We start from the raw sequence: 20,416 nt of genomic DNA on the forward strand, positions 1-20,416 counted from the left end.
ATGCAGCAAACTATACTTGTTGTGGAAGACGACCTCATGATTCAAAATCTGGTTAAAATATATTTGGAAAACGAGGGTTATGACGTAATAACAGCTTCTGATGGGGAAGAAGCATTGAAAATTATTACAGAAGAAGAACCGTGTTTGATGATCCTGGATCTAATGCTGCCCAAGCGTTCTGGAGAAGAAGTCTGCAGGTGGGTGCGTGATCGACAGTTAGATTTGGCCATATTGATGCTGACCGCTAAAGTGAGCAGCCGCGAAAAAATAGCCGGCTTGAAAATGGGCGCAGACGATTATGTTATTAAACCATTCAGCCCAGAGGAGCTAGTAGTTCGTGTGGAGACAATTTTAAGAAGAACGGGCCATACTTGCCAGAGGCTTACTTACAATAGATTAACAATCAGGCCGCGAAAGGGAGAAGCAGCACTTTACGGTCAGCTCCTCTCCCTTACAAAAATTGAATTTACCCTGCTGTATCATTTTATGCGCTATCCAAATACACTCTTTTCAAGAGAACAGCTTTTGGAACAGGTCTACCCTTTGACGGAAAATATCGTTCAGGACCGGACGGTTGACGTCCATATTAAACATCTGCGCGAGAAAATAGAAGAAAACCCTTCATCTCCACAACGAATAATTACTGTAAGAGGAATGGGGTATAAATTTGTCGTCTAAAAAAGTATTTATGTCTTCTGTTTCTCTTATTAGTCGGTTAACCCTGGGGAATATGCTAGTTGTCATTATGCTTCTTGGAGTCAGTGGTTTCATGGTTTATCAATTTGCTTGCCAGCTTGTCAGTGATATTAACGGGGTAAATTCAACTCAACAGCAAGCATTTAATGAAGCACTGCTCCAATATGTGCTTCTTATTCTAGTTATTTCTGCATTATCAGGAAGTATTTTTTATTTTTATTATGTGAAAAAAGTCATTAATCCCATCCGAAAATTAGCTGAGTCTACAGAAGAACTTTTGAAAGGCGAGTTCCCGCAAACCATTCAATCGAAAGATAACAATGAGATCAGCAGATTAACCAATCATTTTAATAGTTTGTCTAACAAACTTCAGCATATAGAAGAATCAAGAGAACGGTTTGTTGCAGATATGGCTCATGAGCTCAGAACTCCTTTATCGAACATTAATGGTTATTTAGAAGGACTGAAAAAAGGAATTATAAAAGGGGATGCCGACCTTTATCATGCCCTTCATAATGAATCAGTCCGTCTTATTCATATGGTGGATGAATTATACAAGCTTTCCGAGTGGGAAATAGAATTATCCGGACAAGAGATTCAAAGAGAAAAAATAAATATTAAGGAATTTATTAAACAAGCAGTAACACTATTTCAATGGGAATTTGAAGAAAAAGGAATAAAAGTAAAAGTAGAAATAGAAGAAAAAGAACTCTTCATTGACCCGGAGGAAATGCAAAAAGTAATACTCAATTTAATTCAAAATGCTATTGAGCACCGACATCATCAATCCCCTATTTTTATCGAAGGAACCGTGAAAGATTCAAACTATATAATCAATATTGCGGTAGAGGGTAAACCTATCCCTTCGGAAGCTCAATCAAAAATTTTTGAAAGGCATTACCAGATGGAGGATTCAAATCATTCAACTCGCAGAAAAAAAGGAATTGGGCTTGCCATTGTAAAAGAAGTCGTTAAAAAACATGGCGGGGAAGCAGGGTTGACTTCGAGCGGAAGCCTTCACCATTTTTGGTGTACTCTTCCCTTTGATTAATCTAAAAAAAGAAACATATTGGAATGCGCAGCAGCATTCAATATGTTTCTTTTTTATTCAAAAAATTATTTATTAATACCCAATAGAAAGGTTCTGTGATATTAGTCCTGAACCATTGGTTAGAAGTTAAGTCTTTCTAAAATCAGTGAATGCCTTCCTTAGTAACAGAAAATGTGAGAAAATAAAATAATTCATGTGAAAGTGTTTATATATTACGAAAATATTAAAAAGTTGCAAGGAAGGAAACGAAAAATGAAAGATTTTAGTAAATATATAAAAGAGTCTCACCTGAATTGCAGGGAATATTTCAACTTAAATCCAGAGGATACCCCTTATTTATATTCTGTTTTGACTAAAGAACAGCTGCAATCGAAACAACAGATATATGCTAAAGTGCTTAATGTCGCTAAGCATTTTATGAAAAGGCTTATTAATAACGTAGATGGAATCCCTGTATTAGTGGTAACCACGGATGATGAAGGGTATCTATTAGATATTTATGGCGATGAAACAATAAAAGGGATGATTGATAAACTGGGGATTACTGTTGGCGCCAGTTTTACTGAAGAAGATGCCGGCACAAACGCCGTGTCTCTTGCCTTAAAACATAGGGAACCGGTAGCAGTGATTGGAGAAGAGCACTTCCATTATTACTTGTCAGAAACTGCTTGCTATTCAGCCCCGTTTTTTTACACAGAGGATAGGGAATTACTGGGGACAGTATCTATTATGTCGACAACGGAACATGCGACTTCTTTTCATCTTGGAATGTTAATATCAGCAGTAGATACCATTGAAAGAGAAATTGAGCTGCAGCAAAAAAATCATAAGCTTAACTTATTAAACCAAGTAATTATTAATTCGACTCCTTTAGGCGTAATAATGACAGACAGCTATGGCAGATATCTTGAATTTAATGCAGGAGCAGAAAAAATTACAGGTGTTAGCAAGGAAAAAATTTTAAAGGTAAAAGTACGGCAGGTAATAGGAATCGATGAATATATAAAGTATGTTCTCGAATCAGGTAATAAAGTGGAAGATGTAGAGATCTCTTTTCCTGCAAACGATTCAAAAAGACAAAAGGTTTGTCTATTAGATGTTTTTCCGCTTTATGACAAAGAGCAAATGATTGGGTCTTTTGCTCAGTTTCGAGATTTAACTTCTTATCATCATTTACAAAAACAAGTGATTCAATCAGAAAAGTTATCAGCGATTGGAAAATTAGGTACTGGATTAGCTCATGAAATACGAAACCCCATTACCTCTATCATTGGACTGAGTCAGCTTCTAAAAGAGAATAATAACCAAAATAAATATCTTGAGGTCATAACAGCCGAGTTAGAAAGAATGAAAAGTTTGGTGAACCAATTCGTTTCTCTAGGAAAACCTATAGAATTAAACCGTGAGCTCTGTGATATATGTGAACTGGTTAAAAATACTGTTGATTTGATGACAAGTGATGCCCGTCTTCATAATTGTGATATTCACTTCAAGGCAACAACCTCTAGCTGCAGTATTAAGATAGATGAAGCTCAAATGAAACAAGTCCTCATCAATTTTATAAAAAATGCTTTTGAAGCAATGCCGTTTGGGGGCAGGATCGACATTGAAATGTCTTCCCAACCCGAACAAAATAAGGTCCACCTTGCTATCAAGGATGAAGGAAAAGGAATGACGCAAGAAGAAGTTGATTATTTAGGAACGCCATTTTTTACAACGAAACAAAGCGGCCTTGGTATGGGTCTGCCTGTTTGTTTTGATATTGTTAAATCTCATCAAGGTAAAATTGAAATTGATTCAAAAAAAGGAAGTGGAACCACAGTACATGTAATTCTTCCTATTAATCATCTAAAAGAAATAGATCTGTATGAAAAAAGCATATAGGCTTTTCATAATAAATCTCTTTATTAGTAAAGAGGGGGCTGTCTCAAAAGGTTAGTTGGTTATCTAGCAACTGGAATATGTGAGACTTCAGCGGGAAAAGCGGCAGTGTGAAGACCCCGCAGTAAGCGTTTTTTGCTCACGAGGAGGCTGAGCCGTCGTCCGCGGCAAAGAAGACACTACGAGAACGAGCAAAGAGAGTTGGAGTAGATGTCGCACTTGTGCCCTGAGGGTGAAAGCGAGTATATTCCAGTTGGGTTTGCTTATGAAACAGCTGCCTACTAGAGAGACTCCTTTAAGATGGATAAGGGTTATACATTTCAGGTAACACTAACCAGTTTACGTACTATTGAAATCCCCATTCTCCGGCTGATATTAAGATGGTAGAAATCAAAAAATTCACCTTTTTTTGCTGCGTTCAAACCTTTTATTCTTCTATTTTATTTTAGACTGTTTTCCTAACATCTGTAGGTAAGAAGCAGGTTGTGATGACCAGTATTTATCTCAGCTTAGAATTTTTTATATTGGGAAAGTCACTAAGCGTGATAGTCGGTGTGTTGCTGTATGCTGTTCGAGTTGAAGTGCCGCAGGGAGAATGAGAAAGTTGAACGATGCATCCATGTATTTTTTATATTATTAGTGTTTTGTAGTTAAGAAACACTTTCTGTACCCTTCTCGTTTAATCAAACGTTTGATTAAACGAGAAGAGCTCGGAAAAACCCTTCAGGTCCTTATCGGTTAATGGACCATCTGCAAATTCAGGGTTCTGGTGAATCACAGGGTCTTTCCTTTCCATAATTTTAGCCTGCTGTCCTTGTCTGGAAGGATACTTATCAGCGAATATCAATGATTTGCATTGTTTTGTTCCGCTGCTTGGTAATTATATTGCATTATAGTAAAACTCCTTTTCTGTAAAAATTAACTTAACTCTATTTAAATGCTGCCAAATCAATTGTTAAAAGAGCCTGTCCGAATTTAACCACCTCCATGTAGTGATAAAAAAGAGCTGGGAAGGGGAAGGTCCCCTTCCCAGCTTATACTGTAGCGCTAATATCTAAATATTGCCACTAGTTGTTTTTCTATATAGTTAAACTATACAATCTAAAGGTAAAGAATGGTTTTTCACTACTGCATCAAGTTTAAAACTTGTGATTCATTTAAGCTGTCATAAGAGTTGAAATTAGTAAAGGGAGAGGTGAGTAAAATGGGGATTCCAAAGCCGCTCGTTCAATTAAATCAAATTTTTATTGTTTTATCTGTAGCGTTAACTCTTCTTTGGAATGAAGTTATTTTGTTTGTTCCCTTTTTTATAGGATTGTACACTATCATAACGAAACAGAATCCTATCATATTGATGGGGAAAATTTTTTTAGCCAAACCGATTCCGTCTAACCCGCAAGGGTGGGAGAAATAGTAGATACGGATATATTTAACAAAGGCTACTTTATGCAGCCGACAGTTGTACTGGGTGCAAATCAAGATGACGACATTGTAAAAGAAGAACAGTTTGGGCCAACAGTTCCAATTCTTCCATATGATGAGGAAGAAGAGGCGATTCAACTCGCGAATGACAGCTTTTACGGGTTAACCAGCTCCGTGTGGGGGGAAGAGGATCATGCCATAAGGGTAGCGAATCGCATAGAAGCGGGAACCACAATGATTAATACTGCTGCTGTTCAAGGACTGGATATACGGTTCCTATTTGGAGGAGTTAAACAATCGGGAATAGGACGTGAATACGGGACATCAGGACTTTTCGCTTATGTATGGACCCATGTTGTGAATGTCCCTAAAAATGGGGAGCTGCCGTATATACCAGAATAAACAGATCGAATAAGAGAGTCTTTGAAATTGGATAGAAAAGTGAAGGCATAATAAACGGACAGTCCATAACCAATTTGGTGTTTTTATTTTTGTTTAGGAAATTATATTTTTCGAATTGTGGATAACTATCTCCATATTGTTTGATCCGCGTCTAGCTTCAGCGCCCAGCCTCTCGGGGTTAAATAACCTCCAGTCATTAAAGGCAAAGAGCGCCTTTAGTGACTGGAGAACATTTACCTGTCGAGGCTGACCAGGGCGCTTGCGTTTTTGTTCTTGTTGACGCTGAATGTAGATGTTTAGGAGGTTTTATACATAGCGGTAAGTCAAGTTTTTACCGGTGACTATCGGCATAAACATTCATTGCATCACGCATAAATAGTGCAAGCCCTTCACCGAACGTACAGCTGACCTAATCCTTTGAAAGCGCTGAGAGAATAATCACCAATCGTATTCAGCCATTGATACCACTGGTGAATAGCAGCTTGAACTTCTTTTGAAGAGGGTGACTCATGGCGCAGTGCTGCTAAATTTCGATATATGGAATTTTCTTCTTCCATCTTTTTTTGTTCCGCTTTCGACATGCTTTTTATTTTGGAGTCAGCATTATCTACCGCCTTATCTCCCCATCGCTTTCTTGCTTCCTGTACATACGGGTTATCACTGAAGTCAAACCCTGCTAACTTTTCCTCATTGGACATATGAATTTCTCCTTTCGTATACTTTATCGTTTTGTCTATTAGTTCAATTATTTTGTTCAGCCTGCGGCGTTTTTCTAGAAGCATTTTCCGATGCAGCTCTAACGCTTCTTGACGGTTAAAGGAAGGACTATTTCTTTCAACGAAAAACCAAGTTCTTTATAAAATAAAATTTGCTGCAGAAGCTCAACATTATCCTTTGAGTATAATCGGTAGCCAATATGAGCTTAAAGAAGCCAAGTTATATACAGCATTTAGACGTTTGGAGAAAGAGGGACATATCGTTTCATATTGGGGGGATGAAACCCAGGGGGCAGACGGAAATATTACAGGATTTCTGAGCAAGGAAAAGAGCGGTTGGTGCAAAGTAAAAAAGAGTGGGACTTTGCAAAAGATATCTTAGATAAATGATAACTCATGGCAAAGAATAAAAATGAGGTGGACCGCAAAGTGCAGAAACATTTAGATGATCTTTTTGCCGGGGTAGGAGAAAGTCAAGAATTATTTGAACTAAAGGAAGAATTAAGCACAAACATAAAAGAAAAAATTTCGGACTATAAAGCCAAGGGAATGGAAGAAGAGGAAGCCTATAAAGAAGCAATCATATCGATGGGAGATTTAAGCGGACTGGTAAACGATATGCGAAAGATTGGCCAGGACAAAGCCAAATCATCCGTTTATACAACAATGACATCCAAAATTTCAACTGCTGGTATTATTGCTGGAGTGCTTTTAATCTTGTTCGGCTTATTAACATCAGCTATGATGTATTTCATGAATGTACCTGGGGTAAGTGTCACAGGACCGGCCATATTTATTGTAGCTGATGGAGCGTTACTAACCTATAGTGTATTAACAAAAGAAACAGTTAAAAGATATGCAATGAATAAGATTCGTGCGGCTCTTTATGCATTAGCCGTAGGGTTAATTTTATTTGCTCTATATACAGCAGCGGCTGCGGAAACAGCGACAGGTGAAATGTTTATTGCTATCGGTGCTTTTATGTTCCTTTTCTTAGCTGGTATCGGGTTATATTTATTTCTTATTTTTACTGGAGGACACAGATGGAAACAATTAAATTAGAAGCTTTCTTATAAAAACAGCCAAGAGCGGTAAATCTTCGGTTTTCTGGTTCTTTTTATTTTGTTATTTTCTCTTAAAAAAATGGGTTTTTGTGAAAAAATCTAAAAAAGAATGAGCTGACATCCTCTTGACATCATTCTAAATTTACAATGATAGTAGCTTCTAAAGGAAAAAACCAGCGTAATGATAGGAGTTGCGCTTGGATTGCGAACCTTATCATGATGTCCTTGTTTTTTCCAATTATTATCTTTTCTTCCATTTTGAAAGTTAGTAATGGATGTTTTCGATTACGTAAGAAGGGAAATAAGCAAGTTAGGAATATTTTCAATTCTAAGGAGGTTTCCGCAAATGAAAGGAATTATTCTTGCTGGTGGAAGCGGCTCAAGATTATATCCAATGACTAAAAGCATATCGAAACAAATGCTGCCTGTATATGATAAACCAATGATTTATTATCCGTTATCTGTTCTAATGCTTTCTGGCATAAAAAATATCTTAATCATTTCAACTCCTAAAGATACGCCGAGGTTTCAAGAATTACTTGGGGACGGCAGCCAATTTGGCATTTCTTTATCCTATAAAGTACAGTCTTCTCCAGATGGACTGGCACAAGCATTTACCATTGGAGAATCTTTTGTAGGTAATGACGATGTTGCTCTTATTCTCGGTGATAACATCTTTTACGGTCAAGGTTTTACGCCACTGCTGCAAAAAGCAGCTAAAAGAAAGTCAGGCGCGACCGTTTTCGGTTATCGGGTAAGTAATCCTAAAAGGTATGGTGTGGTTGAATTTGACAAACAACAGCGTGCCAAGTCTATCGAAGAAAAACCAAAGAACCCGAAATCGGAATTCGCAGTGACCGGACTTTATTTTTACGACAATAAAGTCCTTGATATTGCAAAGGAAACACGTCCTTCCGACCGGGGGGAGCTTGAAATTACAGATGTAAATAAAGCTTATCTGGAAGCCGGTGAGTTGAATGTTGAACTGCTTGGCCGCGGGTTTGCATGGCTTGACACCGGTACGCCTGAAGCTCTTTTTGATGCTTCACAGTTTATCGAAACGGTAGAAAAACGACAAGGCTTTAAAGTGGCGTGCCTGGAAGAAATCGCATATTACATGAACTATGTATCACGTGATGAATTGTTTCAAAGAATTGCTTCTATGAAAAACCATGATTATAAAAAATATTTACTTCGTGTAGTAGATAGAGCCCAGGATTCTGAAAACTGGTACGAAACAAATCAAGATCACCGATTGGAACTGATGAAATAATGAGAAACGTTCAAACCATTCTTGTGACGGGTGGAGCAGGATTTATAGGACTGAATTTTATCACCTATTACGCTAATAAATATCCTGATATCACGATTATTAATCTTGATAAATTAACGTATGCTGCCGATACTGCAGAACTGAAAAAATTAAATGAGCTTTCGAATCACATGTTTGTGGAAGGAGATATATGCGATCGGCAGCTTGTGGAACGTTTGTTTAACGACCATGACATTCAAGGAGTTATTCATTTTGCAGCTGAATCGCATGTAGACCGGTCCATTGATGGCCCGAAGGCCTTTATTCAAACAAACATTAATGGCACTTTCACCCTGCTGGATACGGCAAAAAACTATTGGATGACAGGAGCGGGAGAATTGCGGTCCGGTTACGAATCGGCACGTTTCCATCATATTTCTACCGATGAAGTATACGGATCGCTAGGGGAGACCGGGTTATTTACCGAAAGCTCCCCTTATGCTCCAAATAGTCCGTACAGCGCCAGCAAAGCAAGCTCTGACATGCTCGTTCGAAGTTATCATCACACGTATGGGATGGATGTGGTGACTACCCAATGTTCGAACAATTACGGTCCAAAACAGCATAGTGAGAAACTAATACCCACTATAATTAGAAAAGCATTGCAGCTAGAGCCAATTCCCATTTACGGAGACGGTCAAAATATTAGAGATTGGCTTTACGTATTGGATCATTGTAAAGGCATTGATCTCGTTTTTCATTCCGGAAAAAAAGGAGAAACCTATAATATTGGCGGTAAAAACGAACGAACAAATGTCTACATTGCCAAAAAAATCTGTGAACTTCTTGATAGTATAGCTCCGGAAGCAAAACATGATGCAGAAATAGATAGTTATAAAGAGTTAATTACTTTTGTTGATGACCGGCCCGGCCACGACCGCAGATACGCGGTAGATGCAAGTAAAATTGAAAAAGAACTCGGCTGGCAGTCTGAGGAAAATTTTGAGTCAGGAATACTAAAAACGGTGGAGTGGTATGTCAATCATGCAAAATACTAATCCGCACATTTCAGTTGTAACTCCTGTTTATGGATGCGGCGATTGTTTAATTCAGTTATATAATCGCTTAAAGGAAACCCTTGAAAAAATAGCACCTCACTTTGAAATAATTATGGTCGAAGACAACAGCCCAGATCAATCGTGGAACGTGATACAACAATTGACGAACAAAGACCCTCGCGTCAAGGGAGTCCGTCTAGCCAGAAATTTTGGTCAGCATGTGGCTATCACTGCTGGCCTTGATCAAGCAATTGGAGAATGGGTTGTTGTCATGGACTGCGATCTTCAGGATCAGCCTGAAGAAATCATAAAGCTGTATGAAAAAGCTCAGGAAGGCTATGAAGTGGTGTTTGCCAGAAGGCATGTTCGTCATGACAGCCTATTTAAAAAAGGCAGCTCTAAGCTGTTTTATAAGGTTTATGATTATTTTACTGAAAACAAAACAGATCCAACAATCGCGAACTTTAGCATTTCATCTTATAAAGTAATCAAGAATTTTCAACAATTACGCGAGCAGAATCGAAATTTTCCGTTGTTTATCCAATGGATGGGGTTCGCTACAGCAGCAGTAAATGTGGAACATAAAGAGCGTGCATATGGTTCCTCCTCCTATAACTTATCAAAGCTCATTAACTTAGCTATTGAAGGTATTGTCGCACAATCGAACAAACCCCTGCGGTTATCCATAAAATTCGGATTCCTGCTGTCTTTTGGAGCTGTTTTGTACGGACTGTTTTTAATGTATCAATACTTTTTCATGTTCCAGCCCGTACCTGGCTGGACAAGCATGATGGTTTCCATATATTTTATCGGAGGTTTGATTTTTGCTAACTTAGGAGTGCTTGGCCTTTACATAGGGAAGGTATTTAATGAAGTAAAAAACAGGCCGCTTTATATTGTACAGGAATCGATTGGCTTTGAAGAAAATAACGTAAATAAGACTGCCGGCCATAAAGTGAAAAGAAGCAAATGACATGAAAGGATGCTGCTAGATGATACAGGAGATCATTCGAGAAACACCGTGGGATAAACCTGCACTAGGACTTGACACTTATGAATTGCTGGACCACTCCGAAGAAGCTCTGCAAAAAAGCGAAAGGCTGAAAGGACATTTTACTATCAAAGTAGACCCTTTAGATTCAAAAGAACTTTTACACCAATATGGTTTTTACTATACAGATACCTTGCTTACCCCAGTATGCAAAAAAGACCGTTTTACGCCTTTTGTGGACGAAAAATTAACCTTATTGCCAGATGTAAACAGAGAGGAGATTATAGCAATCTCAAAAGGTGCCTATGATCACGGACGCTTTCATCGTGATTTTAAACTAGAAAGAAACGGCGCTGACCAACGATATGATAATTGGTTAAATCAGTTATACGATGAAGGGAATGTATGGGGTCTTCTTTATGAAGACGACCTCGCGGGATTCTTCGCTTTTTCGAAGAATCAAGTCCTGCTTCAAGCCTTTAAACCAGAATATCAAGGCAGAGGTTTAGCAAAATATTTTTGGAGTCGGGCAGTTAGTTCATTATTTGAAGAGGGACACAAGGAAATTAAAACGTCAATATCTGCTGCAAACCTTGCAATGGTTAACCTGGTTGCCTCTCTAGGGTTTAAATTTGCAGATGCGGTCGATGTTTATCATAAACTTAACAAGTAGCTGCAGAGAGGATTTTTAGATTGGGTTATTTATATATATTTGGCACGATATTTTTCACTGTTTATGGACAAATCATGCTAAAATGGCGGATTTCGAAGTATAGCCGTCTGCCTGATGAGCTTCAGGAAAAGGTATTATTTCTCCTGAAGCTCTTATTTGACCCGCTTATTCTATCGGGGTTTCTTTCAGCATTTGTAGCATCTTTATTTTGGATGGCGGCGATGACAAAGTTTGATCTTAGTTACGCTTATCCCTTTATGAGTTTATCGTTTATGCTCGTATTTTTATTATCTATGTTTTTATTTCATGAAGCTGTTACTGCCCATAAAATAATAGGACTTCTCCTCATCATTGCGGGGATTATTGTAACAAGCCAATCAGCCTGAGTGAATCGCAGTAGGTTCATTCATTTTTTGTTTAGGTAACAAGTTGGCAGTATTCTTGAACATTTTTGCTTTCTAAGGAGGGTACAACCATTGATTCCATTTAATAAACCACCCATAACAGGTTATGAGCAGCAATATTTACACCAGGCAGTCGAAAACGGTAAACTCGCCGGCGATGGCAGCTTCACAAAGTCCTGCAATGAATGGATGGAGGAGTACTTTGATTGCACCAAAGCATTTTTAACTCCGTCTTGTACGCATGCCCTCGAAATGGCAGCTCTCCTTGCCGGAATTGGACCAGGCGATGAAGTGATCATGCCTTCCTATACTTTTGTATCGACTGCAAATGCTTTTGTACTTCGGGGAGCTTCTATCGTTTTTGTTGACATTCGTCCGGATACAATGAATATAGACGAACGATTAATAGAAGATGCAATCACCTCAAAAACAAAAGCAATTGTACCGGTTCATTATGCCGGTGTTGCTTGTGAAATGGATAAAATTTTGTTCATAGCTAAAAAGCATAATCTGACTGTTATTGAAGATGCTGCTCAAGGGGTGATGAGCACATATAAAGGCAGAGCTCTTGGTACGATTGGAGATCTTGGCTGCTATAGCTTTCATGAAACTAAAAACTATACGAGCGGTGAGGGTGGTGCTCTTCTCGTTAACAATCCAGAATGGAAAGAGCGCGCGGAAATTATAAGAGAAAAGGGAACCAATCGGTCGCAGTTTTTCCGCGGACAGGTTGATAAATATACTTGGGTAGATGTCGGTTCTTCTTATTTGCCAAGTGAACTGAATGCTGCTTTTTTATATGCTCAATTCGAACAAGCTGATGCTATTAATAAGGATCGAATAAAGGCATGGAATACGTATTATGAGGAGTTATATCCTTTAGCTGAAGAGGGAAAAGCAGAACTTCCATATATTCCGGCTGACTGTGTACACAATGCCCACATGTTTTATATAAAAACAAAAGACCTCGAAGAGAGAACGGCATTAATCGACTGGCTGAAACAATATGACATTATGAGCGCTTTTCATTACGTTCCGCTGCATTCCTCCGAGGCTGGAAAGCGTTTTGGACGTTTTTATGGAAATGACCGGTTTACTACACGTGAAAGTGATAGACTGCTACGGCTGCCGATGTATTATGGACTTTCTGAAGAAAATGTAAAGTATATAGCGGAGAAAGTTAGGAGCTACTATGCATGTTAAAGGAACGTATAATGCTTATCCTTGGATTCATAGGTTTATTGGTATATCTATCACCGCTTGTTATTTTAGGGGAAGGCTCTCACGTTAGGATTCACGATAATCTTGATTCCAATGTCATATGGTACAAAACGCTGGTGGAAAGCGGGAAGATTTTTGCGGAAAATAATGCTCAGATACCTAATATGATGAATGGTTTGCCGCGGGCTGCTCTGGATTCGGAATGGAATGTATATGTTTTATTATTTTATTTGTTTGAGCCATTTACGGTTTTTACGATAAATACATTTCTCATGCGCTTTATTGCTTTTATTGGGATGTACTTACTGCTGAAAAAACATATATTCCGTAATCAAGAAGTCAGTCCTTTCATCACGGTTGGAGTGACTCTTGGGTTTTCTATTCTTCCCTTTTGGCCATTTGGAGCGCTGAGTATTGCTGGAATTCCGCTCGCTTTATATGCCTTTTTGAATATTAGGAGCCGAGAGTCTTCTTGGAAGGACTGGCTTATTATCGTGCTGATTCCGTTTTACTCGCTTTTAGTATTATCCTTCAGCTTCTTTATCGGTTTAATGGGTGTTCTTTGGCTCACCGATTGGATTAGAAAAAGAAAAGCGAATTGGAAGATGTTCACGGCAATAATATTGATGGGTATCATTTATCTTATGAAGCAATACAGGCTTGTAACGGGAATGTTATTTGGGCAGGATTTTACCCCGCACAGGGAAGAATTCTCTCGCGGCCATAAGAATTTTCCTGACACACTGGAATTATTTTGGGAAAATTTCACCACAGCTCATACTCATTCCGAATCCTTGCATCAGCCTATCATTTTGTACGCTGTTGTTATTGGGTTGATCCTCTTAATAGGAAGCTGGATCAAACATCGATGGAAAAAAGATATAAACGCCTTGCACTTCACTGTTACAGAAAAATTACTTCCGTTTCTGCTCTTCCTTATTGTTATCTTTTCCTTCTGGTATTCTCTTTGGTATTGGGAAGGAATGCGTGTATTAAAAGATGCACATTCGTTGTTTAATACATTTAACTTTGGAAGAGTACACTTGCTAAATGCAGTGCTATGGTACATTATTTTTGCTATTAGTTTAGCTGTTATCAGCAAAAGAATAAGGTATGGTCACTGGCTTGTCCCTGTTCTTATTATTTGTCAGTTAGTTGTTCTGGCAAATGAACACCACGAATTAAAATATAGAAGTATTGATTATCCATCTTACGAGGAATTTTATTCAGAAGGTTTATTTGAAGATATAAAAGACTACATTGGAGAAGATCCAAAAGACTATCGGGTAGTAAGCATTGGGATGCATCCAGCAATAGCCCAATATAACGGTATGTATACGCTTGATATATATGCAACCATGTACCCGCTCTCCTATAAACATCAATTTAGAGACATTATTGCAGGCGAATTGGAGAAAAATGAGTCGTTAAAAGACTACTACGATACATGGGGCGGCAGGGTATATGTGTATCTTGACGAAATAGGAGAAAATTACCTGCTTACAAAGGATAAGGATAAGAAAATAAAAGACTTAGATTTCGGTACCGAAGCTTTTAAAGAAATGGGCGGAGATTATATATTGTCTGCAGCTGAATTAGAAAATGCCGAGGAAAGTAATTTAGAGCTGCTAGAAGTGTTTGAGAACGAAGACTCTCCTTGGCGTATTTTCTTATATGAGCCAGCATCATAAAGAAAAGAACCTCCCGTGCAGCAATAAGATTATCGCGGGAGGTTCTATTATTTACTGTCGTTCCAAAGAAACTCAGCAACGGTTTTATCCACCCCTGTATGTTCATGCAAACCGGAATGTGTTGCTTTTGAGTCATAAAATATTTCTTCTTGATAGTTGTGAGCAGGGACGATATCTTTTATTCCCAGAGCGCTTGCTTTAGATACAAGGCCATCTGACTCTTCGCCGTCATTATTAATGACCCCTGCAATTGCGAGTACGGATACTTTGTCATCAAAATTTTCTTTATTGTGGGCCATATTTTCTAATGCTTCGGAGCGGGGCTGTAAATCTACCGTAGCTGCTCCCGTATTTACATTGAAGTAACTTTTTTGATGGATGCCGGTAAAAGGACTTCCCATTACTACAAGGCGGTCTACTTCTGGATACCTCTCACCTTTATTGTGCAGAAGATAATTAGAGGCAGCTAATCCTCCCATTGAATGGCCTACTAGATTTACTTGTTTTATATCATACGTCTCATGCAATATCATCATAATATTCTGCAGCCAAACCGTTTGGTTAGCTAAACTGGCTCTATTATCTTCAAACAGCACCTGGATTAATGGGTTATTGTCATTAGTAAGCTGTCCCTCTGCTTCCACCTCTCCATCACCATTTATGTGAAATATCTTTCCTCTGGAGCCCCAGCCATTGTGTTCAATTCTCTCTAGCATAGTATTAAAGGAGCCAGGACCTCCTTTAAATCCATGAATAAACAAGGTAGGGGTTATATCGGTGGTATTTTGAGAACTGGTTGTCTGTTCATCTGTAAAAAGAAAAGCAGTGCAAAGAATGACAAATGCCGCGATGATGAAGGTAAATATTTTTTTATTATTAAATAAGATCTTCAACATATTGGCTCCTTCTGCGATGTTCTTACATAATTTTATCATAGTTTCACATATTTTTACTGAGACTTTTGCATTGATTAGCAGACAAAGCATAAATTTCTTACGTTCAGTAAGGTTCATGATATGATAAAGGCAGATCTCAGAAAAAGAAAAAGGGGTACCAGCCAATGACAGCAAACAAGGTTTTAATTCTAACGGCTGTAGAAGCAGAACGTGAAGCGGTGCTGCGCGGCTTACAAGACCATCCTCAATTTGATGTGATAGCAGGCGGGGTTGGTTTAGCAGAAGCAGCAGCAAGTACAGCAATTGCTCTGGCAAAGGAATCATATACAGCAGTGGTAAGTGCAGGGATTGCAGGTGGCTTTCGAGGACAAACGGACCTGGAATCCATCGTTGTGGCGAATGAAATGTGGGGAGCTGACTTAGGTGCAGAAACAAGTAAAGGATTTCAGAGTATAGATGCGTTGGGATTAGGAAGCTCTCGTTATGACTGTGAACCGCTTCTTACCGAAAAGCTAAATACATATATATCCAAGATAGGTCTAAGTACTCAAACAGGCCCGATTTTAACAACGGTTACTGTTACTGGAACATTTGGTACAGCTGAAGATTTGGCAGGACGCATACCCGGGGCAAAAGCTGAAGCAATGGAAGGCTTTGGGGTGGCTGCTGCTGCTAAAAAAATTGGTGTTCCAGCTTTTGAAATACGGGCTATTTCAAATTTTGTTGGTCCTCGGGATAGGGAAAATTGGAAAATAAAAGGTTCGCTTGCCGCGCTGGAGCAGGCAAGTAAAGCTTTACAGGAGGTTTTTTAAATGAATATTGCTTTTTCGCCATGTCCTAACGACACTTTCGTATTTCATGCCCTTGTACACGGATTGATTTCCGATACTCCTTCGTTTAATGTTACGTACGCAGATATTGATAAAACAAATTATTGGGCTGCCAACAGACAAGGACCGGAAGTTATGAAAATATCCTATGCGGCGCTGCCCTGGGTGCTCGATGATTATCGTCTTATTCCTTGTGGAGGAGCGTTAGGCAGAGGGTGCGGACCGCTTGTTTTGACAGCTGATAAGTCAGAATCACCATCAACGATTGCTGGAAAAACAGTGGCGGTCCCAAGTGATCGCTCGACAGCTTACATCCTTTTCCGGCTTTGGACTGCTCAAAACATCCCTGAAGATATCGGTGACATTCGTATAATGCCTTTTGATGAAATTATGCCTGCTGTTCAAAATCGTGAAGTGGATGCAGGTTTAGTAATCCATGAGGCGAGGTTCACTTATCCATCCTATGGACTTCATATGCTTCAAGATCTAGGGGAATGGTGGGAAGAAGACACAGGACTTCCAATCCCCCTAGGCGCAATTATTGCCAAAAGATCAAATAGCATGAACCATAAAAAGCTTACAGAATGGATTCGTGCATCGGTGGAGTATGCCTGGGAGAATCCAGCAGCGTCTCGAGAATATGTCCTTGAACATGCTCAAGAGATGTCTCCGGATGTTGCTGAGTCTCACATTGAATTGTACGTTAATGAATTTACAAGAGACCTTGGTAGGGACGGATATGCAGCTATTGAATCACTGCTCGGGCGCGCAGCAGAGGCAGGACTTGTTCCTTCCTTTAATTTAGAAGCATTAAAAAAATAATAGTTTCTACGGTTCCTTTTTTCAGAAAAGAAAAAGGAGCCATTTTTTTAAGGTTAACCGGTTCGATTTTGGGTATACATACACTATCAACCCGCGTTTTGGAGGAAACTATGCCCTTTCTCATGCAGCCGGAGTAAATATCCCCGCAGCTTATATAGCTTTAGCGCGAGGTAAAGAGTTAAAAGAAGAATGGTTGGATGATGATGCTGATGTGGAACTTGCCCGGCATGATACAGTAGTGAGAATTAATAAAGAAAAAGTAGAGGATGCTCTTAGAGAAAAATCGGAATCTAGATAAAAACCGCATTCTCATGTTTATATATGTGGGGAGCCGGTAAAAGTTTTTAGAATACGAGAGAAAGGATTAGTAAGACAAGGATCGCTCGTATTAGCAGTCATTCTGTAAGGAGGATACTTATGAGCGATACGGAAAAGCTATTAAAAGATTTAATAAAAATTGACAGCTCAACGATGGAAGGAGCTAACCAGGCGGTCGCGTTTTGTGAAAATAGGTTAACAGAACGCGGCCTTCCTGTAAAAAAGTTAGAAAACAACGGGTTTCATATGTTAGTGAGCGAAATAGGAAGCGGAGAAAAAACGGTGGTTTTAAATGGCCACGTAGACGTTGTAAAGGGAAACAAAGAACAATTTTCTCCCTACATTAAAGAACGAAAAATGTATGGCCGCGGTTCTGCAGATATGAAAGCAGGTGTCGCGCTATGATGCAAGTAATGGCTGCTCACGCATACAAGCAGGACCTCAACTCAAAGATTCAATTACAAATAGTTTCCGATGAAGAAACTGGCGGTTTAAACGGCACAAAGTTTTTAACGGAACAAGGTTATTTAGGAGATTTTGTGATTTGTGGTGAACCGACTGAGCTGGGTATTGGGGTTCAATCAAAGGGTGTAATGCAGCTTGTTATTGAAACCATAGGGAAACCAGCTCATGGAAGCAGGCCATGGAAGGTCAAAATGCAATTAAAAAGGCATATCAGCTATATGAAGAAATTCTTAAACTTCCGTTTGCATCAGAAACGGATCCGCCGACGTATAATAACCCTTCAATCAATCTGGCAAAATTAGAAGGGGGAACCGTATACAATAAAGTGCCGGAAAGTTGTAATATGGCAATTGATATTCGATATTTACCAAAACAATCGGCAGATGAAATTTTGCAACAGATTAGAGAAGCTGCAGATGCAAAAATAGATGTTCATATTATTATTAATCCTGTAAAAACAAAAGCAGATAACCCTTATAGAAGCATTGGCTGCTTCCGTAAAGCAAAAGACACAGTTAGAGCGAGCAAACATCTTTGGTCAGCACGGATCATCAGACGGTTAGTTTTTTACCAAACACCATAAACCTGCTGTAGAGTTCGGACCATTTGGCCATAACTGGCATGGTGACAATGAATTAGTTTATTTGGATACGGTACTTGCTTATCAGAATATCTTGCAGGATTTTGTTTTAGAGTTCGCCAATATAGAAGAGAAAGCAGTTCAAAATAAATAATACACTTCTATACAATGGCTGATGGGCTATATGATGCTCATCAGCTTTTTTTAGGAAGGAACGGCTCTGCTGAAGGGGGAGAAAGTGCTGAATCAAAAGGGGAGAGCTGGAGAGTAAGCAGAAGAGCTGAATGAAAGGGAAGAAGAGGTGAATCAAGGAAGAGAGAACTGAAATAAGGGAGAGCAGAGCCGGATCAGAGGGAAAAGCTGAAAATGAAGGCAGAAGAGCTGAATCGAAGGGAAGGAAGTAAAGTTAGCATAAATCGTGGACATGCGAAATTGATCCATGTTTTAATCCTTCTAAACCCTAAAAAAGGACGGATCATCCATGTCAAAAGAAAAAGGGACCAAAAACCATTCTAAAGAGTTTCGAGAGTTTGTCGCGAAACAAGTCATTCAGGACGGGCGTAAGATCACGGAGATGGCCCAGACATTAAATATTCCTTACGGTACGATTAAAAATTGGGTGCAGGGGATGCGAAAAGAATATCGAAAAGCGGAAAACGATCGTCAGGAACAGCTGTTAACCGCCTCTGAATACAAGCAGCTTTATGAAAAAGAGCGACAAGAGAAATTAGAGCTGCAGGAAGAGAATGACATCATAAAAAAGGCGATGCACATCTTCACGCAAGATCAGAAGTAAAGTTCCAATTCATTCATGATCATCGTCATGAGCACACCATTGTGAAGATGTGCCAGGTCCTCGGTGTGTCTAAATCGGGCTATTATACCTTCGTTAAGCGGTTCAGTCGGGAAGAAACAGAGCGCGAAGCTTTCAACCGTCATGTGGATGAGCGTATCCTGTTTCACTATCATGACAATCTCGGGTGTTATGGCAGCCCCCGCATTCATAACGAATTAGTGAAGGAGAATATTCCCGTCTCAGAACGGAAAGTATCTATGCGTATGAAAGAGCTTGATATACGAGCCCGGCCATCCAGCCTGTTTGTGTCCACCACCGACTCGGATCATGACCAGCCAATCTATGAAAATCACCTGAACCGCCATTTCCAGCCGGAAGCTCCGAATCAGGCATGGGCCACAGATATTACGTATATTCACACCGGGGAAGTCAGTATACGTCCAGGGCGTATGTGGAAGCGTTGGAGGAGCAACAGGCGATCATTAGTATGAGCCGCAAAGGAACGCCTTATGACAACGCCTGTGTCGAAAGTTTTTTCGCTTCTCTCAAGAAAGAATACGTGTATCAGCACGTGTTTGAAACGAAGGCGGATGCCATTGCTGCCATTACGTTTTATGTCCAAATTTTATAACCAGAAAAGGAGCCATTCTACCCTGGGATATATCTCCCCGACAGAGAAGGAAAAACTCTATCAAAAGAAACAGGGGACAAGGCGTAAAGTGCATCATGAACTTCGGCGTAAGAGGAAGGGGGCGAGGTTTGATTCGTTCCCCTTATGCGGAGATATCCAGGCGACTCGAAGGAGGTCGCGCGGAAGAAAAGAAATGGCTCAATTTCAAGCCAAATCGTGTCCATTTTATTGACAGAACTCCAGTTTTTTCATACCAAGGGATTGGAACTATGCTTTAATCCAGTAGGCTGCTTCATTCTCAGATGGGGATGGAGGAAACTGATCTCCTTCATTCACTTCAATGGTAGTATTGTCCTGGCGCGCACTGCTGCCATTCACCAGTTTATCTACTTTATAATTGCCGCTTTCTGGTTCTTTTTCTCCTGTTTTAAATTGTTTGTTTGCCATAATAGAAAACTAGCCGCTTGGGATTCTTGCAGGTCTTTGCGTATACTGGATACAGTGTATAAGAAATTAGCTAGAAATGGGTAGCTCTTTTTTTAAAGAACATTTTTTG

General features: G+C 39.4%; 22 protein-coding genes and 3 pseudogenes. 22 read left to right on the forward strand and 3 right to left on the reverse strand.

Translation table 11 applies throughout. The features are described 5' to 3' along the window. The 5 genes and pseudogenes from ACE1TI_RS08895 to ACE1TI_RS08915 all read left to right on the forward strand — a co-directional run. Positions 1-678, forward strand: a complete 678-nt coding sequence (locus tag ACE1TI_RS08895) for a response regulator transcription factor (protein ID WP_375007232.1) — start codon at positions 1-3, stop codon at positions 676-678. Then, the gene (locus ACE1TI_RS08900) at positions 668-1,747 is read left to right on the forward strand and encodes a sensor histidine kinase (protein ID WP_375007233.1); all 1,080 of its coding nucleotides are present in this window, start codon (positions 668-670) and stop codon (positions 1,745-1,747) included. Before ACE1TI_RS08895 ends, ACE1TI_RS08900 begins: the two co-directional genes overlap by 11 nt. Before the next feature lie 252 nt (positions 1,748-1,999). Continuing rightward, the gene (locus tag ACE1TI_RS08905; protein ID WP_375007234.1) at positions 2,000-3,631 is read left to right on the forward strand and encodes an ATP-binding protein; all 1,632 of its coding nucleotides are present in this window, start codon (positions 2,000-2,002) and stop codon (positions 3,629-3,631) included. Positions 3,632-4,832: 1,201 nt separating this feature from the next. Then, positions 4,833-5,042: a hypothetical protein gene (locus ACE1TI_RS08910; RefSeq protein ID WP_375007235.1), complete on the forward strand. Its 210-nt coding sequence runs from the start codon at positions 4,833-4,835 to the stop codon at positions 5,040-5,042. Then, positions 5,042-5,452 (forward strand): annotated as a pseudogene (locus ACE1TI_RS08915) (aldehyde dehydrogenase family protein); the annotation flags it as partial. The gene ACE1TI_RS08910 and the pseudogene ACE1TI_RS08915, both read left to right, overlap by 1 nt. 331 nt (positions 5,453-5,783) lie before the next feature. Here ACE1TI_RS08915 and ACE1TI_RS08920 read toward each other — a convergent pair. After that, a pseudogene (locus ACE1TI_RS08920) lies at positions 5,784-6,365 on the reverse strand (MerR family transcriptional regulator); the annotation flags it as partial. Between ACE1TI_RS08920 and ACE1TI_RS08925 the strand changes: the two are divergent. The 9 genes and pseudogenes from ACE1TI_RS08925 to ACE1TI_RS08965 all read left to right on the forward strand — a co-directional run bounded on the left by ACE1TI_RS08925 (position 6,314) and on the right by ACE1TI_RS08965 (position 14,522). After that, positions 6,314-6,558, forward strand: a pseudogene (locus tag ACE1TI_RS08925) (PadR family transcriptional regulator). The pseudogenes ACE1TI_RS08920 and ACE1TI_RS08925 sit on opposite strands and share 52 nt — an antisense overlap. A 39-nt stretch (positions 6,559-6,597) precedes the next feature. Next, positions 6,598-7,230, forward strand: a complete 633-nt coding sequence (locus ACE1TI_RS08930) for a permease prefix domain 1-containing protein (RefSeq protein ID WP_375007236.1) — start codon at positions 6,598-6,600, stop codon at positions 7,228-7,230. 348 nt (positions 7,231-7,578) lie between these two features. Then, positions 7,579-8,505 carry a glucose-1-phosphate thymidylyltransferase RfbA gene (rfbA, locus tag ACE1TI_RS08935; protein WP_375007237.1) on the forward strand — a complete coding sequence of 309 codons (927 nt, stop codon included), beginning with the start codon at positions 7,579-7,581 and terminating at the stop codon, positions 8,503-8,505. Continuing rightward, on the forward strand, positions 8,505-9,542 hold the full coding sequence (gene rfbB / locus ACE1TI_RS08940) for a dTDP-glucose 4,6-dehydratase (protein ID WP_375007238.1): 1,038 nt from the start codon (positions 8,505-8,507) through the stop codon (positions 9,540-9,542). The genes rfbA and rfbB overlap by 1 nt, the downstream gene beginning before the upstream one ends. Next, a complete protein-coding gene (locus ACE1TI_RS08945) occupies positions 9,520-10,515 on the forward strand; it encodes a glycosyltransferase family 2 protein (protein WP_375007239.1) in 996 nt (331 codons plus the stop codon). The genes rfbB and ACE1TI_RS08945 overlap by 23 nt, the downstream gene beginning before the upstream one ends. A gap of 19 nt (positions 10,516-10,534) precedes the next feature. Then, a complete protein-coding gene (locus ACE1TI_RS08950; protein ID WP_375007240.1) occupies positions 10,535-11,206 on the forward strand; it encodes a GNAT family N-acetyltransferase in 672 nt (223 codons plus the stop codon). A gap of 20 nt (positions 11,207-11,226) precedes the next feature. After that, positions 11,227-11,592 carry an EamA family transporter gene (locus tag ACE1TI_RS08955; protein WP_375007241.1) on the forward strand — a complete coding sequence of 122 codons (366 nt, stop codon included), beginning with the start codon at positions 11,227-11,229 and terminating at the stop codon, positions 11,590-11,592. 90 nt (positions 11,593-11,682) lie between these two features. Then, positions 11,683-12,813 (forward strand): dTDP-4-amino-4,6-dideoxygalactose transaminase, encoded by a 1,131-nt coding sequence (gene rffA / locus ACE1TI_RS08960; protein ID WP_375007242.1) that lies wholly within the window; start codon positions 11,683-11,685, stop codon positions 12,811-12,813. Then, on the forward strand, positions 12,807-14,522 hold the full coding sequence (locus tag ACE1TI_RS08965) for a DUF6044 family protein (protein ID WP_375007243.1): 1,716 nt from the start codon (positions 12,807-12,809) through the stop codon (positions 14,520-14,522). Before rffA ends, ACE1TI_RS08965 begins: the two co-directional genes overlap by 7 nt. 47 nt (positions 14,523-14,569) lie before the next feature. On the opposite strand, the gene ACE1TI_RS08970 is transcribed toward ACE1TI_RS08965, so the two are convergent. Then, positions 14,570-15,418, reverse strand: coding sequence for an alpha/beta fold hydrolase (locus ACE1TI_RS08970; RefSeq protein WP_375007244.1), 849 nt, complete (start codon positions 15,416-15,418; stop codon positions 14,570-14,572). 164 nt (positions 15,419-15,582) lie between these two features. On the opposite strand from ACE1TI_RS08970, the gene ACE1TI_RS08975 reads away from it, so the two are divergent. From ACE1TI_RS08975 to ACE1TI_RS09010, 8 genes are all read left to right on the forward strand, one after another. Next, a complete protein-coding gene (locus tag ACE1TI_RS08975) occupies positions 15,583-16,230 on the forward strand; it encodes a futalosine hydrolase (RefSeq protein WP_375007245.1) in 648 nt (215 codons plus the stop codon). Next, a complete protein-coding gene (locus ACE1TI_RS08980; RefSeq protein WP_375007246.1) occupies positions 16,231-17,070 on the forward strand; it encodes a 1,4-dihydroxy-6-naphtoate synthase in 840 nt (279 codons plus the stop codon). Between the two features lie 417 nt (positions 17,071-17,487). Beyond that, positions 17,488-17,793: a M20/M25/M40 family metallo-hydrolase gene (locus ACE1TI_RS08985; protein WP_375007247.1), complete on the forward strand. Its 306-nt coding sequence runs from the start codon at positions 17,488-17,490 to the stop codon at positions 17,791-17,793. Continuing rightward, positions 17,790-18,155, forward strand: coding sequence for a zinc-binding metallopeptidase family protein (locus ACE1TI_RS08990; RefSeq protein ID WP_375007326.1), 366 nt, complete (start codon positions 17,790-17,792; stop codon positions 18,153-18,155). The genes ACE1TI_RS08985 and ACE1TI_RS08990 overlap by 4 nt, the downstream gene beginning before the upstream one ends. Further along, a complete protein-coding gene (locus ACE1TI_RS08995; RefSeq protein ID WP_375007321.1) occupies positions 18,080-18,436 on the forward strand; it encodes a peptidase dimerization domain-containing protein in 357 nt (118 codons plus the stop codon). The genes ACE1TI_RS08990 and ACE1TI_RS08995 overlap by 76 nt, the downstream gene beginning before the upstream one ends. 478 nt (positions 18,437-18,914) lie before the next feature. After that, a complete protein-coding gene (locus ACE1TI_RS09000) occupies positions 18,915-19,229 on the forward strand; it encodes a transposase (protein WP_375007248.1) in 315 nt (104 codons plus the stop codon). Positions 19,230-19,276: 47 nt separating this feature from the next. Next, positions 19,277-19,720: an IS3 family transposase gene (locus tag ACE1TI_RS09005; protein WP_375007322.1), complete on the forward strand. Its 444-nt coding sequence runs from the start codon at positions 19,277-19,279 to the stop codon at positions 19,718-19,720. Further along, complete coding sequence (locus ACE1TI_RS09010; RefSeq protein ID WP_375007249.1) at positions 19,717-19,860, forward strand: integrase core domain-containing protein; 144 nt, start codon at positions 19,717-19,719, stop codon at positions 19,858-19,860. Before ACE1TI_RS09005 ends, ACE1TI_RS09010 begins: the two co-directional genes overlap by 4 nt. Positions 19,861-20,127: 267 nt before the next feature. On the opposite strand, the gene ACE1TI_RS09015 is transcribed toward ACE1TI_RS09010, so the two are convergent. Further along, positions 20,128-20,307 carry a YjzC family protein gene (locus ACE1TI_RS09015; protein WP_375007250.1) on the reverse strand — a complete coding sequence of 60 codons (180 nt, stop codon included), beginning with the start codon at positions 20,305-20,307 and terminating at the stop codon, positions 20,128-20,130. Positions 20,308-20,416: the final 109 nt, after the last annotated feature.

Origin of the sequence: Alteribacillus sp. JSM 102045 (genome assembly GCF_041949975.1) — a bacterium.
Taxonomy (GTDB): domain Bacteria; phylum Bacillota; class Bacilli; order Bacillales; family Marinococcaceae; genus Alteribacillus.

Coding starts and splice junctions, on each gene's coding strand:
- ACE1TI_RS08985 (WP_375007247.1), top strand. CDS start 17,488: ATGAGCGATACGGAAAAGCTATTAAAAGATTTAATAAAAATTGACAGC.
- ACE1TI_RS09015 (WP_375007250.1), bottom strand. CDS start 20,307: ATGGCAAACAAACAATTTAAAACAGGAGAAAAAGAACCAGAAAGCGGC.
- ACE1TI_RS08990 (WP_375007326.1), top strand. CDS start 17,790: ATGATGCAAGTAATGGCTGCTCACGCATACAAGCAGGACCTCAACTCA.
- ACE1TI_RS08910 (WP_375007235.1), top strand. CDS start 4,833: ATGGGGATTCCAAAGCCGCTCGTTCAATTAAATCAAATTTTTATTGTT.
- ACE1TI_RS08975 (WP_375007245.1), top strand. CDS start 15,583: ATGACAGCAAACAAGGTTTTAATTCTAACGGCTGTAGAAGCAGAACGT.
- ACE1TI_RS08895 (WP_375007232.1), top strand. CDS start 1: ATGCAGCAAACTATACTTGTTGTGGAAGACGACCTCATGATTCAAAAT.
- ACE1TI_RS09000 (WP_375007248.1), top strand. CDS start 18,915: ATGTCAAAAGAAAAAGGGACCAAAAACCATTCTAAAGAGTTTCGAGAG.
- ACE1TI_RS08965 (WP_375007243.1), top strand. CDS start 12,807: ATGTTAAAGGAACGTATAATGCTTATCCTTGGATTCATAGGTTTATTG.
- ACE1TI_RS08980 (WP_375007246.1), top strand. CDS start 16,231: ATGAATATTGCTTTTTCGCCATGTCCTAACGACACTTTCGTATTTCAT.
- rfbB (WP_375007238.1), top strand. CDS start 8,505: ATGAGAAACGTTCAAACCATTCTTGTGACGGGTGGAGCAGGATTTATA.
- ACE1TI_RS08950 (WP_375007240.1), top strand. CDS start 10,535: ATGATACAGGAGATCATTCGAGAAACACCGTGGGATAAACCTGCACTA.
- ACE1TI_RS09010 (WP_375007249.1), top strand. CDS start 19,717: ATGAGCCGCAAAGGAACGCCTTATGACAACGCCTGTGTCGAAAGTTTT.
- rfbA (WP_375007237.1), top strand. CDS start 7,579: ATGAAAGGAATTATTCTTGCTGGTGGAAGCGGCTCAAGATTATATCCA.
- ACE1TI_RS08945 (WP_375007239.1), top strand. CDS start 9,520: ATGTCAATCATGCAAAATACTAATCCGCACATTTCAGTTGTAACTCCT.
- ACE1TI_RS09005 (WP_375007322.1), top strand. CDS start 19,277: ATGTGCCAGGTCCTCGGTGTGTCTAAATCGGGCTATTATACCTTCGTT.
- ACE1TI_RS08905 (WP_375007234.1), top strand. CDS start 2,000: ATGAAAGATTTTAGTAAATATATAAAAGAGTCTCACCTGAATTGCAGG.
- ACE1TI_RS08970 (WP_375007244.1), bottom strand. CDS start 15,418: ATGTTGAAGATCTTATTTAATAATAAAAAAATATTTACCTTCATCATC.